Origin of the sequence: Collinsella aerofaciens (assembly GCF_015561195.1) — a bacterium.
Taxonomy (GTDB): Bacteria; Actinomycetota; Coriobacteriia; order Coriobacteriales; family Coriobacteriaceae; genus Collinsella; species Collinsella aerofaciens_AC.
On record NZ_JADMSU010000003.1, the window covers coordinates 76,384 to 92,027 of the forward strand.

At 60.4% G+C, this 15,644-nt stretch carries 14 protein-coding genes and 1 riboswitch; of the genes, 7 read left to right on the forward strand and 7 right to left on the reverse strand.

Annotated elements, in window-relative coordinates:
- Positions 1-233: 233 nt before the first annotated feature.
- Positions 234-1,061 (forward strand): Cof-type HAD-IIB family hydrolase, encoded by an 828-nt coding sequence (locus I2H81_RS04345; protein WP_195644691.1) that lies wholly within the window; start codon positions 234-236, stop codon positions 1,059-1,061.
- A 344-nt stretch (positions 1,062-1,405) separates the two neighbouring features.
- Here I2H81_RS04345 and polA read toward each other — a convergent pair whose 3' ends face one another.
- Entirely contained in the window at positions 1,406-4,156 is a 2,751-nt protein-coding gene (gene polA, locus I2H81_RS04350) for a DNA polymerase I (protein WP_195644692.1), read from the reverse strand.
- Positions 4,157-4,322: 166 nt separating this feature from the next.
- On the opposite strand from polA, the gene I2H81_RS04355 reads away from it, so the two are divergent.
- Positions 4,323-5,720, forward strand: coding sequence for an aminopeptidase (locus tag I2H81_RS04355; RefSeq protein ID WP_195644693.1), 1,398 nt, complete (start codon positions 4,323-4,325; stop codon positions 5,718-5,720).
- Between the two features lie 103 nt (positions 5,721-5,823).
- The gene (locus tag I2H81_RS04360; protein WP_195644694.1) at positions 5,824-6,633 is read left to right on the forward strand and encodes a YaaA family protein; all 810 of its coding nucleotides are present in this window, start codon (positions 5,824-5,826) and stop codon (positions 6,631-6,633) included.
- Positions 6,634-6,656: 23 nt separating this feature from the next.
- Here the strand turns inward: I2H81_RS04360 and I2H81_RS04365 are convergent, their stop codons facing one another.
- Positions 6,657-7,172, reverse strand: a complete 516-nt coding sequence (locus tag I2H81_RS04365; RefSeq protein ID WP_195644695.1) for a hypothetical protein — start codon at positions 7,170-7,172, stop codon at positions 6,657-6,659.
- Positions 7,173-7,234: 62 nt separating this feature from the next.
- Positions 7,235-7,351, forward strand: a riboswitch (TPP riboswitch).
- Here I2H81_RS04365 and thiC point away from each other — a divergent pair.
- Together thiC and thiD are read left to right on the forward strand one after the other, a co-directional pair.
- Entirely contained in the window at positions 7,343-8,677 is a 1,335-nt protein-coding gene (gene thiC, locus I2H81_RS04370) for a phosphomethylpyrimidine synthase ThiC (protein ID WP_195644696.1), read from the forward strand. It overlaps the preceding riboswitch by 9 nt.
- Positions 8,678-8,855: 178 nt before the next feature.
- On the forward strand, positions 8,856-9,686 hold the full coding sequence (gene thiD / locus I2H81_RS04375) for a bifunctional hydroxymethylpyrimidine kinase/phosphomethylpyrimidine kinase (RefSeq protein WP_195644697.1): 831 nt from the start codon (positions 8,856-8,858) through the stop codon (positions 9,684-9,686).
- 145 nt (positions 9,687-9,831) lie between these two features.
- Here the strand turns inward: thiD and I2H81_RS04380 are convergent, their stop codons facing one another.
- The 5 genes from I2H81_RS04380 to I2H81_RS04400 all read right to left on the reverse strand — a co-directional run bounded on the left by I2H81_RS04380 (position 9,832) and on the right by I2H81_RS04400 (position 13,628).
- On the reverse strand, positions 9,832-10,437 hold the full coding sequence (locus I2H81_RS04380) for a pentapeptide repeat-containing protein (protein WP_229108066.1): 606 nt from the start codon (positions 10,435-10,437) through the stop codon (positions 9,832-9,834).
- An 85-nt stretch (positions 10,438-10,522) separates the two neighbouring features.
- Positions 10,523-11,182, reverse strand: coding sequence for an SGNH/GDSL hydrolase family protein (locus tag I2H81_RS04385; protein ID WP_006234232.1), 660 nt, complete (start codon positions 11,180-11,182; stop codon positions 10,523-10,525).
- Positions 11,183-11,257: 75 nt separating this feature from the next.
- The gene (locus tag I2H81_RS04390) at positions 11,258-12,373 is read right to left on the reverse strand and encodes a TIGR02452 family protein (RefSeq protein ID WP_195644699.1); all 1,116 of its coding nucleotides are present in this window, start codon (positions 12,371-12,373) and stop codon (positions 11,258-11,260) included.
- 141 nt (positions 12,374-12,514) lie between these two features.
- Complete coding sequence (locus I2H81_RS04395) at positions 12,515-13,210, reverse strand: Bax inhibitor-1 family protein (RefSeq protein ID WP_195644700.1); 696 nt, start codon at positions 13,208-13,210, stop codon at positions 12,515-12,517.
- A 79-nt stretch (positions 13,211-13,289) separates the two neighbouring features.
- Entirely contained in the window at positions 13,290-13,628 is a 339-nt protein-coding gene (locus I2H81_RS04400; RefSeq protein ID WP_118256758.1) for a hypothetical protein, read from the reverse strand.
- 250 nt (positions 13,629-13,878) lie between these two features.
- Here I2H81_RS04400 and I2H81_RS04405 point away from each other — a divergent pair, with 250 nt between their 5' ends.
- Positions 13,879-14,928 (forward strand): inorganic phosphate transporter, encoded by a 1,050-nt coding sequence (locus tag I2H81_RS04405; protein ID WP_117584218.1) that lies wholly within the window; start codon positions 13,879-13,881, stop codon positions 14,926-14,928.
- 66 nt (positions 14,929-14,994) lie between these two features.
- On the forward strand, positions 14,995-15,618 hold the full coding sequence (locus I2H81_RS04410) for a DUF47 domain-containing protein (protein ID WP_055309822.1): 624 nt from the start codon (positions 14,995-14,997) through the stop codon (positions 15,616-15,618).
- The last annotated feature ends 26 nt before the right edge of the window (positions 15,619-15,644 follow it).

Here is a 15,644-nt window from a genome sequence, read left to right on the forward strand (position 1 = left end):
CGTAAACGGTACCTTTTCCTCGGTAAGCGGTTGTTTTTCCGTCTCCGTTTTCGATGGTCGCTATATTACGCTAAAGTGCACACTGCGCAAGCGACAAATTCAAAATTCTGAAAAGTTTTTTCATTAGTTTGTGAATTGGAGTGCAAACGCGCTCCATTCCTGCGAAAATACGCTCAGTTACTGGTTGATGGTTATAACGTCTGAAACAATTTCGAAACGAAAGGCGCGCTTTTATGCAAATTTACGAATCGGACACCAATATCGGAAACATTAAGATTCTCGCCGTCGACATGGACAAGACGCTACTCACCGACGAGCGCGTGTTGCCACAGGGTCTTGATGAGCGCCTGGACAAGCTCGCCGACGCAGGCATTGTATTCTGCCCCGCCAGCGGACGCCCTGCCCCCAAACTCGAGGAAATGTTCGAGAGCATTAAGAACCGCCTTGCTTTTTGTCCCGACAACGGAGCCTGCGTCATCTATCGCGGCAGTTATATCTATAAGAGCAACATCGATGTGGCGCTGTATCAGCAGGTGCTCGCTCGTGCCTCGGAGGACCCGCGCGCCGTTCCCGTCCTGTGCTGCTACGACGAGTTCTATGTGCTCGCCCGCGACCATCAGTACCACGACGAGATCAGCGTCTACTACAACACAATCAACTACGTCGACAGCTTTGAGGGCCTTGATATCGAGTCCAATAAGATCTCAATCTTTTTCCCCGCCTACGATGCCGAGCCGGCGTTTCGCGAGGACTACAACCCGGCATTCTCGGACCGACTCTACGTCACCAATGCGGGCCGCGAGTGGATCGACTTTATGAATCTGGGCGTCGACAAGGGGTCGGGCGTGGCTCATCTCTGCGAGCGCCTGGACATCGATATCGCCGACGCCGCTGCCGTGGGCGATACGTACAACGACATCCCCATGCTGGAGCGCGTCGGGCATAGCTTTATCGTGGACAATGCCGAGGAGCACATGAACGCGCACGCCAAGTGGCGCATTCCGAGCAACAACGACGGGGGCGTACTGACGCTCATCGACGCCATCTTGGCGGCTCGTTAACGTAGCTTGTCGGACCTGGCCGGGCGAGGCGGGTAAGTTTTTCGTTCGGTCAGGTCCTGGGCTCGCTCGGAAAGCACATTAAGTGCTTTCCGGCTCGTGCGGAATCTACGAAAAACTTACCCGCCTCGCCCGGCCAGGTCCTAGGTTTACTTGTCTGCCGCCTGGATGGCGTCTTGGCGTCTAGATACTTAGCTGAAATGATTTGAGCAGAGGGGAGCTCCTTGTTGGAAGGGGCTCCCCTCTGTTTTGGTTACTGTGGGACAAATTAATCAGTAGTGTTTGTCCCAAATCTTAAGTATGTGAGGGCTTGCGTCTTGGGCGAGCTTGCCTTACGGAGTGCTTCCCTATTTCGCGTCGGCCCAGGTTATGCCGGTGCTGGCTTCGGCGATCAACGGTACGCGAAGGTCTACTACGTGTTCCATGACGTCGCGGACCATGGCGGTGAGGCGCTCGACTTCGTCGACGGGACACTCAAAGTCAAGTTCGTCGTGTACTTGCAGGATCATGTGGGCGGCAAAGCCCTCTTCTTCCAGGCGGCGGCTTACGCGGGCCATCGCGATCTTGATGATGTCTGCTGCGGTTCCTTGCATGGGGTGGTTCATGGCCGTGCGTTCGCCAAAGCCGCGGAGCTGCGGATTTTTGGCCTTGAGCTCCGGAATATGACGCCGGCGGCCGTACATGGTCTCGGCGTAGCCCGTCTGCTTGGCACGCACCACCACGTTGTCGAGGAACGTACGCACACCCGGGTAGGCCTCGTAGTAGCGGTCGATCATGTCGCGCGCCTCGACCATCGAGATGTGCAGTGACTGCGACAGACCGTAGGCCTGCTGACCGTACACGATGCCAAAGTTCACGGCCTTGGCGCGGCTGCGCAGGTCGGGCGTTACCTCGGACACCGGCACGCCAAACACGCGCGCGGCCGTCTCGGCATGGAAGTCCTCGCCCTCGTTGAAGGCGCGTACCAGGTGCTCGTCGCCCGAAAGATGCGCCAGCAGACGCAGCTCGATCTGCGAGTAGTCCACCGCCAAAAAGACGCTGCCCTCGCCTGCCGAAAACGCCGTCTTGACGGTACGGCCCAGCTCCGAGCGCGTCGGGATGTTCTGCAGATTGGGGTCGCTCGAAGACAGGCGCCCCGTCGCGGTGATGGTCTGGTTGTACGTGGTGTGCACACGCCCGTCACCACGGCGCAGCGGACCTAGCGTGTCCAGATAGGTCGACTTAATCTTGGACTTCTCACGCCAGTCCAAAATCAGGCGCACGATCTCGTGGTCGCGGGCAAGGTCGCTCAGTACCTTGGCGTTGGTCGAATAATAGCCGCGCTTGGTCTTTTTTAGGCCCTTGGTCGGAAGCCCCATAACATCAAACAGCACGTGCGAGAGCTGCATGGGGCTGCCGATGTTAAAGGTCTCGTCACCCGCCAGGTCACGAATGCTGCGCTCGACCTCAGTGATCTGGGTAGCAAGTCCCTCGGACAGACTGTGCAGGCGGTCGGGGTCCACGAGCATGCCCGCGCGCTCCATCTTGGCAAGCACCGGCACGAGCGGCATCTCGATCCCATCGAACACGTTGGCGGCGTTCTCGCGGGCCATGCGGTCACGCAGCGGTGCGACCAGCGCCAGCGTCAAGGCCGCCGTGCGAGCGGCGGGCGCAGGAGCGTCCTCGCCGGTACCCTCAGCGCCGCGCGCCGCAGGCAGTGCCATCTGCAGATACGTATCGGCAAGATACGCCTCGTCAAACTCGGAGCGGTCGGAATCCAACAGGTAGGCCGCGACCACGGTGTCGAAGATGCGCGTGGAATCGACTGACAACGGGTCCATGAGCTCGGGCTCGGAAGAATCGATGGGCGAAAGCTCATGCAGGAGCGCCTTCATATCCGGGCTCGTCACACGGCCCTCCATAAACAGACGCGCGAGCACGCCGGCAATCACGCCGTGGACGAAGTTGAAGCCCTCAACCTCAGCCGCAGCACCGCCGTCACCCTCCTCGAACGCAAGCAGCCCCTTAGACGTCGCCAGCCAAAGCGTGCGCGTCAGGCCAAAAAGCGCGCCCTCTTCCTTGTCGTCGTCCACCACGGCGGCGACCCACTCGCCTGCCTCGATCGCACGGGCAACCTCGGACGCCACGGCAGCAAGCGCCTCGGCATCGCCGGCAGCGGTGCGCTCAATCGTGGGCATCTCAAACGTGCTAGCAGCGGCAGCAGCGCCACCCTCGTCACCGATCAGTGCCAAGAAACGGTTCTGCATGGCGGTGATGCCGAGCGTACCCAGTGCTGCGGACACCTCATCGGCAGAAAACGCCGGGAAGGACGTCGCCTCAAAATCGAGCTCAACGGGCGCATCGGTGCGGATGGTTGCGACCTTGCGGCTCAGCAGGGCATCGTCGATGTGTGCGCGCAGGTTCTCGCCCATCTTGCCCTTGACCTCGTCGGCATGCGCGATGACTTCGTCCAGGCTGCCGTACTGCGCGATGAGCGCGCTTGCCTTTTTGGGGCCAATACCCGGTACGCCGGGAATGTTGTCCGACGTATCGCCCTTCAGGCCATAAAAGTCGGGCACGAGCGCCGGCGTGATGCCGTGATACAGATCGTCCACGCTCTCGGGCGTCATGATCGCCACGTCGGACAGGCCCTTGCGGGTCGAGACCACGTTGACGTGCTCGGTCACGAGCTGATACATGTCGCGGTCGCCGGTCACCAGCAGCATGTCGCAGCCGGCCTGCTCACCCAGGCGCGCCATGGTTCCCAGGATATCGTCGCCTTCCCAGCCCTCAGACTGCAGAATCGGCACATTGAGCGCACCGAGCAGCTCCTTGATCATCGGAAACTGCGCGTGCAAATCGGGGTCCATGGGCGGGCGCTGCGCCTTATACTGCGGCAGCATCTCCATGCGCACGCGCGGCTTGCCTTTATCAAACGCCACGACCACACCGTCGGGGTTAAAGGCATCGATCATCTTGAGGAACATGTTCAGAAAACCAAAGATCGCGTTGGTGGGGCGACCGTCCGGCGCGTTCATGGTCGGCGGCACGGCGTGGAAGGCGCGATGCATGAGCGAGTTGCCGTCGATGACGGCAAAGGTACGGCGCTTGTCAGACATATTGAATACCTCGCTTTGGGCTGGGCACAGTTTGCTCACACCAGTTTACACGCTCCCCGCCCCACGGCCACCGCACATCAGGCTTCCCTGCCGCCGCGGGCCCGCGCGTGATACGATGGCTCACGGTACATCAACCAGTACGATCGATCCGAAAGGAGCCTGCGTCATGGAGCGTCCCTGCGCATGGAAAAAGTACACGCCACAGCAAATCGAGGAGCTCGAGGAGCTTTGCCGCGGCTATAAGCAGTTTTTGAGCGAGAACAAGACCGAGCGCCTGTGTGTCAAGACCGGCATCAAGATGGCCGAGGAGGCAGGATACGTCGACCTGGAGACCGTGATTGCCGAGGGCCGCGAGCTCAAGGCAGGCGACAAGGTGTACGCCGCCAACCACGGCAAGGACCTTATGCTCGTCAACCTGGGCACCGCCCCGCTCAAGCAGGGCTTTAACATCCTTGGCGCCCACGTGGACTCGCCGCGCCTGGACCTTAAGCAGAATCCCGCCTTCGAGGCCGGCGACATGGCCTACCTCGACACACACTACTACGGTGGCGTCAAGAGCTACCACTGGGTGGCCTCCCCGCTCGCGCTCGTGGGCGTCATCTGCAAAAAGGACGGCACCACCGTCGACATCAACATCGGCGACAAGGCGGACGACCCGGTCTTTACCATCTCCGACCTGCTGATCCACCTCTCGAGCGAGCAGATGTCCAAGCCCGCCAAGGACGCTGTCGACGCCGAGATCCTCGACGTGATCGTGGGCGGCCGCCCCGTCAAGTTTGACGAGGACGACAAGGATGCCCCCAAGGAGCCCGTCAAGCAGATGTTCCTGGATATCCTCAAGGAGCAGTACGACGTCGAGGAGGAGGACTTCCTCTCCGCCGAGATCGAGGTCGTGCCCGCTGGCCCGGCCCGCGACATGGGCCTCGACCGCTCCATGATCCTGGGCTATGGCCACGACGACCGCGTCTGCGCCTACCCCTCCATGCTCGCCCAGATCAACGTCGCCAACGTGGAGCGCACGAGCATCACGCTCATCGTCGACAAGGAGGAAATCGGTTCCGTGGGCGCCACCGGCATGACGAGCCGCTTCTTCGAGAACACCGTCGCCGAGATCATGACGCTTGCCGGCGAGGACAGCCCGCTGGCCCTGCGCCGCGCACTCGCCCGCAGCCGCATGCTCTCTTCTGACGTGTCCGCCGGCTTCGACCCGGGCTACGCCGGCAAGTTCGAGACCAAGAACGCAGCCTTCATGGGTCGCGGCCTGTGCTTTAACAAGTACACGGGCAGCCGCGGCAAGGGCGGCTCCAACGACGCCGACGCCGAGTACGTGGCCCTCATCCGCGACATCATGGACGAGGCCGGCGTGGACTTCCAGACCTGTGAGCTCGGTCGCGTCAACGCGGGCGGCGGCGGCACCATCGCCTACATCATGGCCAAGTACGGCATGAACGTCATCGACTCCGGTGTTGCCGTCCTGTCCATGCACGCCCTGTGGGAGGTCGCCAACAAGGCCGATGTCTACGAGGCCTACCGCGGCTACAAGGCCTTCCTCGAGCGCGCCTAACCAACCCTTCATCAGTTGCGGTGAAATACGGACCAAACTGGCCCATAACCGGCCAAAACAGACCGTATTCCACCGCAACTTCCCTTTTGGCAGAGGAGAGTCCATGCTGCAGGTCATCATTTCGCCCGCCAAGCAAATGCGCGCGGCCAGGGATGCTTTTGAAGTCCTGGGCATTCCACCTTTTGTGCACGAAACGGCTCGCCTCCACCGCGCACTGCTAGATATCGAGCGGAATGAAGGCAGCGGCGGTCTGCAGGCGCTATGGAACGTGAGCGACAAACTGCTGGGGCCTTGCCTCAACACCCTGCATGAGTTCGGGCCCATCTTGGAAAACGGCGATCTCGACAATCCCGCACTCGCCCGTCACCTCTCCCCTGCCGTCATGTCCTATCACGGCATTCAATACCAGAGCATGGCGCCCGAGGTGATGGATTCCGCGCAGCTCGCATGGCTGCAAGACCATCTGTGGATCCTCTCGGGCCTTTACGGATGCGTACGCCCCTTTCATGCCGTCGAACCGTATCGGCTGGAAATGGGCGCGAAGCTCGCCGTTGACGATGCCCCAGACCTCTACGCGTTTTGGAGCGACAAACTCGCGCGGGCTATCGCCCCGGCAGGCTCAAACACCACGATCGTCAACCTCGCCAGCGTAGAGTATGCCAAAGCCGTTCTGCCCCATCTCGCGGGCGACGCCACGGCCGTCACATGCCTTTTTGGCGAGGGTATCCGCAACGGGAAGCCCATCCAACGGTCGACCGCCAGCAAAAAGGCGCGCGGTTCCATGGTGCGGTGGATGGCAGAAAACGAGCTCGAGGATGCAAGCGGACTTACCGCATTCAACATCGGCTATCGTCACATCCCCGAGCTTTCAGACGAAAACACCCTGGTTTTCATGAACGCGCAGGCACAATAGGCCCGCCGTTTCCACCCCCCCCGTTACTCCGCCAAGCCATCGGCCTTTGCGATCTCGCTCGTCGAGCCATCTTGGTAGGTAATCTTAACGTGCTCCACCTCGGACACCTTGACGCCCGACGGAGGCTCCAGACGCCATTCCGTCAGGGCGATATCCATGGTCGTGGGCACATCTCCTTGATCTTTGAGCTTCACCGTGAGCGTTTTGAGCGACGCATCGAAGGTCACACGTTCGATTTCCACACCTGGAATAGACCCACCGCTCAGCTGCAGTTGCACAAACTCATCGCGCGGATACCAATAGTCGCCCGGCGCGGCAACGGTATTGCCGCCCGTAACCTTCACCGTCATGATCGGCAGAGCATCGTCGGCCTCAAACTCCCAGGCAGCGCCGCCGCGACCCCCAAACGTCCAAATACAAAAGGCAATCACCAGCACGGCAAGCACCGCAAAACCAATCGCGACAAGGCCATGGTGCGCACGGCTTTCCTCGGCCGATACATCCCATTGCGTCTCTCGATATAGATGCTTGTCTTCCATGTTCGCCTCCCCACAGGCACGCTCGTTGGCCCAATCGTACCCATTCAGGCTATACTTGAGCCCATGACATAACGGGGAGCTTGCAGGACAAGACGGCAGGCTGAGATTGGGCGCGCCCGCCCTGACCCGCAAACCTGATATGGGTAATGCCAACGAAGGGAGCCGTGCCAATGAGCACACAGACCGAGCCCAAGCTCGTCACGCAAATCGACTTCGCCCGCGCCGGGCAAATCACGCCGCAGATGAAGGAGGTCGCCGAGCGCGAGCATCGTGACCCCGAATACATCCGCGAGCGCGTGGCCGATGGCCGCATCGCCATTCCCGCCAACATCGTGCACATCAAAAAGGGTATGCGCGCCTTTGGTGTCGGCGAGGGCCTGTCCACCAAGGTCAACGTAAACCTGGGCATCTCGGGCGATAAGGCCGATGCCGCCGAGGAGTGGAAGAAAGTCAAGATCGCCGAGGACTACGGTGCCGACGCCATCATGGATCTCTCCAACTCGGGCAAGACGCGCCAGTTCCGCCAGCAGCTCATCGACGAGACGCCGCTCATGGTGGGCACGGTGCCGATGTACGACGCCATCGGCTACATGGAAAAGCCGCTGGTCAAGCTTACCAAGGACGATCTGTTTGAGGTCGTGCGCGCACACGCCGAAGACGGCGTGGACTTTATGACCATCCACTGCGGCATCAACAAGTCGGTCACCAAGACCTTTAAGGAGACCGGCCGCCTTATGAACATCGTCAGCCGCGGCGGCTCGCTGCTGTTTGGCTGGATGGAGGTCACCGGCAACGAGAACCCCTTCTACGAGTATTTTGACGAGGTGCTCGAGATCTGCCACGAGTACGACGTGACGATTTCGCTCGGCGACTCCTGCCGCCCGGGCTGCCTCTACGACTCCAACGACGCTACCGAGACCGCCGAGATGATTGAGCTGGGCAAGCTGTGCAAGCGCGCTTGGGCAGCTGGCGTCCAGGTCATGGTCGAGGGCCCGGGCCACATGGCGCTCGATGAGATCGCCGCCAACATGAAGCTGCAAAAGCGCCTGTGCCACAACGCACCGTTCTATGTGCTGGGGCCGCTGGTGACCGATATCGGCGTGGGCTACGACCATATTACCGCCGCCATCGGTGGCGCCATCTCCGCCAGCTCCGGCGCCGACTTCCTGTGCTACGTGACGCCGGCCGAGCACCTGTGCCTGCCCAACGCCCAGGACGTGCTCGATGGCCTCATGGCTACCAAGATCGCCGCGCACGCCGCCGACATCGCCAAGAAGGTGCCGCACGCGCGCGACGCCGACGACCACATGGGCCAGGCACGCCGCAAACTCGACTGGGATGCCATGTGGGAGTGTGCTCTCGACCCGGTCACCGGTAAGAAGCGCTACGAGGAATCCCCCGCCGCCACCGAGGGCACCTGCACCATGTGTGGCAAGATGTGCGCCGTCCGTACCGTCAACAAAGTGTTCGAAGGCACGACGATCGACCTCGGCATGGAGGACTAACTCGTCACCGGAGCCACAAACGGCCACAAGGTGTTCGTCAATTGTTGACATGTGAACATTTGCTTGCATTTGCGTAAAGATTGCACTACCCGCCCGGGATCGGCATACAGCTGGCCCGGGCAACTTTATAATGCAGGCTTAAAGACCCATTTGAATCCGACCGAACAAGGGAGCGAACATGGATCGCAGTAAGGTACCTGCCGTTCTATCCATCGCAGGATCCGATTCCAGCGGTGGTGCCGGCATTCAGGCCGACATCAAGACCATCACGGCGCACCGTCTGTATGCCGAGACGGCCATCACCGCCATCACAGCGCAAAACACACTGGGCGTCACCGCCGTGCAGAATATCTCCCCTGATATCGTCGCTGCGCAGATCGACGCCGTATTTGACGATATCCGCCCCAGCGCCGTCAAGATCGGCATGGTCTCCTCTGTCGAGATTATCGAAGTCATCGCCGACCGCCTGAGCGCGTGGCACGCAACGAACGTGGTCGTCGACCCCGTTATGGTCGCCACCTCGGGTGCGCGCTTGATTGCCGAGGATGCCTCCGAGGCACTCACCCGCCGCCTGTTCCCGTTGGCAACGGTCATCACGCCCAATATTCCCGAGGCCATGGCCCTGCTCGACTACGAGGTCGACTCCGAGCGCACGCAGCAAAATGCTGCCATGCTCCTCACCCGCCGCTTTGGTTGCGCTTCCCTCGTTAAGGGTGGGCATCTTGTCAACGAGGCCAACGATGTACTGGCCGAACCCGCGCCACTCGATGACGAGGGCAACCATCTTGGAGATCCACTCACCACGTGGTTCCGCCACAAGCGCATCGAGACCGGCAACACACACGGCACCGGCTGCACGCTCTCGTCCGCCATCGCCTGCGCGCTGGCCCAGGGCATGGATCTTGCCGACGCCGTCAATGCGGGCAAGGCATACCTGACAGGCGCTCTGGCCGCCGGCCTGAACATGGGCAAAGGCTCCGGCCCTGTCAACCACATGTGGCAGTACTAAATAGCCAGTAACCTGCCAAAAAGAGACAGGCTCCCTTGCACCAAAAACCGTCGCAACATTCGATGAAAATCGTGCAAACGCGAAAAATCATCGGATGTTGCGACGGTTTGATTTTAGATAGCGGTCGAGCAAAGGGCTGGGGCGTCTAGTCGTCGGCGAGTTGAATTCCCAACAAACCCGAGAGTGCCAGCGCCTGCTCGGCATTGACCGTCAGGCCACGCAGCTCATGGTAATCGCCCGAAACAACGGGCGCCGCGAATGTACAACGCGATACATCCACGCCGGAAAGCGACGTCTTAAACACATCCATACGCGTCAGGTCACAGCCATCCAGGCGTATCTGACCCAGCTTGGCACCCTGAAGCGCTGCCTCGCTCAGACGCGTATCGCATGCTGTCATAGGGCCAATACGCCCCTCCGAAAGATTTGCGTAGCTCAAATCGCACGATCCAAACGACACGCTCGACAGGCGCGCCTTGAGCAAGTTGAGTCCCGGTGCCGAGCAGTCAACGAAGTCGCAGCGGCTGAGCCAGCAGCCTTCCATGTTGCAGCGGATAAAGCGGCAACCGCGAAACACCACGTCGCGAAACGTCGAGCCGCTCCAGTCAACGCTATCGAACTCGCAAGATCGGAACACGACGCCATCGAAGGTCGCGCCGTTCGCCACGTCGTAGGCAAGATCCAAATCCTCAAAAGCGGTATTGGAGACGAGCTCATCGCCCTCGGCAAAGAGGTCGATGAGCTCGTCCATGCCCATATGGCAGCCAATCCGTTCGTTTACCCGGGCAAAACCACCGCAAAGGTGCCTGTCCCCTTTGCGGTGGCTTGGGGTCGCGCTACTCACCGAGCATCTCTTGGAGCTTGGCTGCCACGGCGTGACCCAGGCTCTCGTGGCTTTCGGGCATCATATGCAGATAGTCGATATCGCCCGGCTCGGCAAACTCGGCGGCATTCAAAAAGTCGCAGCCAAACTGCTCGGCCACGTGCGCATAGTACTCGCCAAAATGCTCAGATGCCTCAACGGAATGCTCGTCAAAGTCAGTCATATACACATCGGCGATCTGCGGCTTGATCTTGATAGGAGCCATCAGCAGGATGCGCGGGCAAGGCGCAGCGTCGGTCCACGGAAACGCGCGGACGGCGCGAATCAGCGCCATGGCGCCACGGGCGATATCGGAAGCTGTCACGTTAAAGACCGTCTTGCAATCGTTAGTTCCCAGCATAATAACGATCGCATCCAGCGGCTTATGAGCCTCGAGCAGCATCGGCAGCGCGCGGATGCCGTTAAGATTGGTGTCCAGATGGCACATATCGTCACGTACCGTCGTGCGGCCGTTGAGGCCTTCTTCAATTACATGCCAGCCCTCGCCTAAGTCACGTTGGGCCACGCCGCACCAGCGCACATCCTGCGCATAGCGCACCGCGGTGCCATCGCGCATACCAGCCGGATCATAGCCATAGGTGTTGCTGTCACCAAAGCACAGAACGTTTTTCATCGTAAGCTCCCCACTCAATAAAAAGCCGACGGGAGCAGCCCCCGTCGGCTCGGTATATCGCATCACGCGCACCGTTTACAGGTACTTGTGCCAGTCGTCGTCATCCTCGTCATCCTCGGCAGCGGCCTGAGCCTGCTCGGCGGCACGGGCGGCTGCGGCGCGGGCGGCAACCTGGGCATAGGACTCCTCGTTGCGCTCGGGGAAGTTTGCCAACACGTGCTCGAACTTGGCGAAGTCCTCGTCCCAGCGCGTAGAGGGCACGGCAAAGAAGACCTGCTTGACCTTGAAGTCGCCCGATGCGAGCTCCTTGCGGAAGAGCTCGGCCACGGCCTCGGCATCAAAGCCGTTGTTGTCGCAGCCCCATGCGCCCAGCACGAGCTTCTCGCGACCCAACTCGTCGCAGATGGCGAGCACAAAGCGGATGCGGTCGCGCAGGGCATCCAGCAGAGCATCGTCGCTCACACGGTACTCCTGGCGGGCACGCTTGACGTTGGGCGCGGCGGCCACGATCACGTCGGCATATGCGTGCACGTGGTTGCGGTCGAAGCGCACGGCGGGCACCACCAGCGCACGATTGCGGTACAGCTCGCAGTTGATGTTGCGGCGACGGTTCTCACCGTACCACTTGCGCTGCTTGTCGAGCACGTTGTACAGGTACGAATCGGCGCAGAGCGTCGCCTCCTGGCCCAGGTAGCCCTGGATATAGCCGCCGCCCGGATTGGTAAACGAGGCAAAGGCGAGCACGGCCATGTCGCAGAACTGCGCATAGCCACGACCGTTGTCCAAGATGGCCTGCGTGGCGGAGGCATCGAGCACGGTGACCTCGGGCAGAACCGGAGCGGGCTCCTCAGCAGGCGCGGACTCAGCTTCGGCGATTTCCTCGGCAGGCTCCTCGACGGGCTCGGGCGCTGCCTCGACCTCGGCAGTCTCCGCGTTCTCGACGTCCTCGGCGACCTGCTCTTCGGGGGCCACAGTAGTCTGAACCTTGGCCTTCATCGCCGCGACAAAGCCGGTGGGCATGCCGTCAAACTCGCGAACACCAGCAAGCGAACGCTCGATATCCCTGGCGCACGCTTCGGACACAGTCATCACATGGCGCTCGGCGGCCTTGGCACGGGCCTCGCGCTTGGGATTGGGCTGACCCGCTCGGTTGGACCTGCGGTTACGGTTCCTGTTGTCGACGTCTGCCATAAGTGGTCACCTTTCCTGTCGCTGCCGCCATCGGCTTTTTCTCATCCATGATACCCCGCCGCGTACAAAAAAGACGGCCCCGCAGGACCGCCTTTCACATCGTTTTACCGCGTCCGACAAGAAACGCTGCAATCCTCCGCGCTAGTCGCGACGACCGAGGATGTTCAGGATGCGCAGGAACACGTTGATAATGTCCACGAACAGATTGGACGCCATGAGCACCGCATTGGGCAGCGTAGGCGGCACCGTCGTGGCCACATAGGTGTCGTAGCCAATAAAGCCGGCAAACACCACAATCACGATCAGGTCGGTGATGGTCTGCGAAACGCCCATAAACATCAGCACGATCTCAACCAAAATGGTGGCAAGCAGAATACCAAAGCCGATGCCATATACGCGCTGGAAAAACTTGGGGAAGGTCACGCCCAGCGCACCAAAGACAAAGGTGATGGCGGCCGTGGCGATAAAGGCGGTGTTAATGGTAGGCAGGTCGTAGTTGGCAAGGCCAAACGACGCGGTCAGGCCAAAGGTACTCGCAAAGATTACGTAGCCCACAAGGGACAGACCCATGGACTGCTTGCCCGCAGCAGCCGACATCATGACCATGCCGACGATGGTTAAAATAAACGAGCCAAAGACCAGCGGTAGGGCGGCGCCGCTCATCATCATGCGCGCAAACGACATAGTGCTCGTAAAGTAGGCGCCAGCGCCCATGGCGCAAAAGCCCAAGAAGATGAGGGCGGACATGGCGAGATTGTACGCGCGCGGCGACATCTCCTTGGCGCGGCTTGCGCCGGTCTCGATGGGGCCATTCTGATAGCCCTGGATATCGTTCATACTTCGTCCTTTCAAAAAGCGCCACGACAGCGCCGTAGGTGACAAGATCCCTGCCATTGTACCCGAATGCCGTGCGCTCTTACCTGCGGCGCTCGCCCTCAAGCGTGCGGTCAAACGCCCATACCCACCAACGCATCACATGCGTCTGCGAGCCATCCGCCCGCTCACGCGTTTGGTCCTCCAGATACAACTCGGTCGCATGCCCGCCAAAACGTACCTTATAGGTTGCCGTACGAATGCCGTGAACCGTCAGGCCAAAACCGGTGGTCGAGATAATTTCGTCGATCGTAAAGCAACGGCCGTCGACCCAGCAGACGGTGACCGGCACGACTTGTCCGCCCGCAAGGATGCGGGTCACGACGTCCACATACTGCTTGTGCACGCGCCGAGTTTTGCCGTCTGTCTGTCGATATTCCATGCCTCCTATTATCGAACGCATGTTTGCATATTGTAAAGCGAACAGACTGTGGTTTTGGGGTGTTGGGGCGCGCGCACGTGTCCTCATGGTGTGTTAGCAAAAAGAACACCCGCGGTCAACAGGGCTAATATTCATTTTTAGTGCCAAAAAATTCACTGCTCCCATCAGAACTCGGTAAAGAAACCCGCAGGAGGTGATACGATTTATCATGTTTCTGTAACGTGCCTGCAAACTTCGAGAAAGCCCATATATGGACGTAACGTTCTCAACCTTCCTCGGCCAACTTGTGTCGAACCCAGTCCTTGCCGTCACCGTGATCCTCGCGCTCGGCGCCATCTTCGTCAATGGATGGACCGACGCACCCAACGCCATCGCGACCTGCGTCACTACGCGTTGCATGCCCGCCCGCGCCGCTATTCTCATGAGTGCCGCATTCAACTTCCTTGGCGTGCTCATCATGACGCACTTTAACGCGAGCGTCGCCAACACCATCTCCCATATTGTCGACTTTGGCGGAAACAGCACCATGGCGCTCGCGTGCCTGTGCGCGGCGCTGTTCTCCATCGTCGTCTACGGCGCCACAGCGTCGCGTTTTGGCATCCCCACCTCGCAAAGCCACAGCCTTATCGCCGGCCTGACCGGTGCCGCCATCGCCCTCGGCGGTGCGAGCAGCGTCAACGTCCACGAGTGGATGAAGGTCATCTACGGCCTGGCGCTCTCCATCGGCCTGGGCTTTGTCATGGGCTGGGTCCTGTGCAAGCTCGTCTCGATTCTTTTCGCCGCCGCCAACAGGCGACGTGCCAATGTCTTCTTTAAATACGCCCAGATCGCGAGCGCTGCGGCCATGAGCTTTATGCACGGCGCGCAGGATGGACAGAAGTTCATCGGCGTGCTCTTTTTAGGCGTGGCCTTTGCCAGCGGCCAGACGAGCGTCGGCGATGCCGGCATCCCCATCTGGATTATGCTGCTGTGCTCGGCCACCATGGGCATCGGCACCAGCGTGGGCGGCGAGCGCATCATCAAGTCCGTTGGCCAGAGCATGGTCAAGCTCGAAAAGTACCAGGGCTTCTCCGCCGACCTCGCGGGCGCCGCAAACCTGCTGCTTGCCACCCTTACCGGCATCCCCGTGTCCTCCACGCACATCAAGACCTGCGCCATTATGGGTGTCGGTGCCGTCAAGCGCCTTTCGGCCATCAACTTCGGCGTAGTCAAGGACATGATGTTCACCTGGTTCTTCACCTTCCCCGCCTGCGGACTCATCAGCTTTGTCATGGCCAAGCTGTTCATGATGTTCCTCTAGTCAAACCGAACGTCCATCCGGACCGCATTACCTCGCCCACCCGTCTTCGCCTCGAAAGGACCACTCATGGCAAAGAAACCCGATTCGTTCTACTTTGACAACTACGTCGCCTGCGCCGACCTCGCCGTCCAGGCCGCAGAGCTGCTCACCAAGATTTTTGAGAACTTTGACCCCGCGCAGATCCACGATATGCTCGATAAGATGCATGCGATTGAGCACGCGGCGGACAAGAAGCACCATGAGCTTGAGGACGCCCTGCTCACCGCCTTTATCACCCCGCTTGAGCGTGAGGACCTGGACCTGATGAGCTGCTCGCTCGACACCGTGCTCGATCGTATCGAGGGCGTCGTGCAGCGCGTCTACTTCACCAACATCCAGAGCATCCACCCCGATGCCATCGTCATCGCTCACAAGGTGACCGACGCCTGCCGCGCCATGAAGGACCTGATGGTCGAGCTGCCCAACTACCGCAAGTCCAAGACCCTGCGCGAGCTGGTCATCCAGATCAACACCATCGAGTCCGAGGCCGACGAGCTCTACATCAACGCCATGCGCAACCTGCACGTTAACGGCAAGGACCCGCTCGAGGTCATCGCTTGGCGTGACGTGTACGCCTTCCTGGAGTACTGCGCTGACTGCTGTGAGAATGTGGCCGATGTCGTGGATTCGATTGTCATGAAGAACAGTTAATTGGGGGCACCCGTCCCACCGGCGAA

Excerpts from the sequence above, each read along its gene's own strand:
- I2H81_RS04345 (WP_195644691.1), top strand. The coding sequence starts at position 234 with ATGCAAATTTACGAATCGGACACCAATATCGGAAACATTAAGATTCTC.
- polA (WP_195644692.1), bottom strand. The coding sequence starts at position 4,156 with ATGTCTGACAAGCGCCGTACCTTTGCCGTCATCGACGGCAACTCGCTC.
- I2H81_RS04355 (WP_195644693.1), top strand. The coding sequence starts at position 4,323 with ATGGAGCGTCCCTGCGCATGGAAAAAGTACACGCCACAGCAAATCGAG.
- I2H81_RS04360 (WP_195644694.1), top strand. The coding sequence starts at position 5,824 with ATGCTGCAGGTCATCATTTCGCCCGCCAAGCAAATGCGCGCGGCCAGG.
- I2H81_RS04365 (WP_195644695.1), bottom strand. The coding sequence starts at position 7,172 with ATGGAAGACAAGCATCTATATCGAGAGACGCAATGGGATGTATCGGCC.
- thiC (WP_195644696.1), top strand. The coding sequence starts at position 7,343 with ATGAGCACACAGACCGAGCCCAAGCTCGTCACGCAAATCGACTTCGCC.
- thiD (WP_195644697.1), top strand. The coding sequence starts at position 8,856 with ATGGATCGCAGTAAGGTACCTGCCGTTCTATCCATCGCAGGATCCGAT.
- I2H81_RS04380 (WP_229108066.1), bottom strand. The coding sequence starts at position 10,437 with ATGGACGAGCTCATCGACCTCTTTGCCGAGGGCGATGAGCTCGTCTCC.
- I2H81_RS04385 (WP_006234232.1), bottom strand. The coding sequence starts at position 11,182 with ATGAAAAACGTTCTGTGCTTTGGTGACAGCAACACCTATGGCTATGAT.
- I2H81_RS04390 (WP_195644699.1), bottom strand. The coding sequence starts at position 12,373 with ATGGCAGACGTCGACAACAGGAACCGTAACCGCAGGTCCAACCGAGCG.
- I2H81_RS04395 (WP_195644700.1), bottom strand. The coding sequence starts at position 13,210 with ATGAACGATATCCAGGGCTATCAGAATGGCCCCATCGAGACCGGCGCA.
- I2H81_RS04400 (WP_118256758.1), bottom strand. The coding sequence starts at position 13,628 with ATGGAATATCGACAGACAGACGGCAAAACTCGGCGCGTGCACAAGCAG.
- I2H81_RS04405 (WP_117584218.1), top strand. The coding sequence starts at position 13,879 with ATGGACGTAACGTTCTCAACCTTCCTCGGCCAACTTGTGTCGAACCCA.
- I2H81_RS04410 (WP_055309822.1), top strand. The coding sequence starts at position 14,995 with ATGGCAAAGAAACCCGATTCGTTCTACTTTGACAACTACGTCGCCTGC.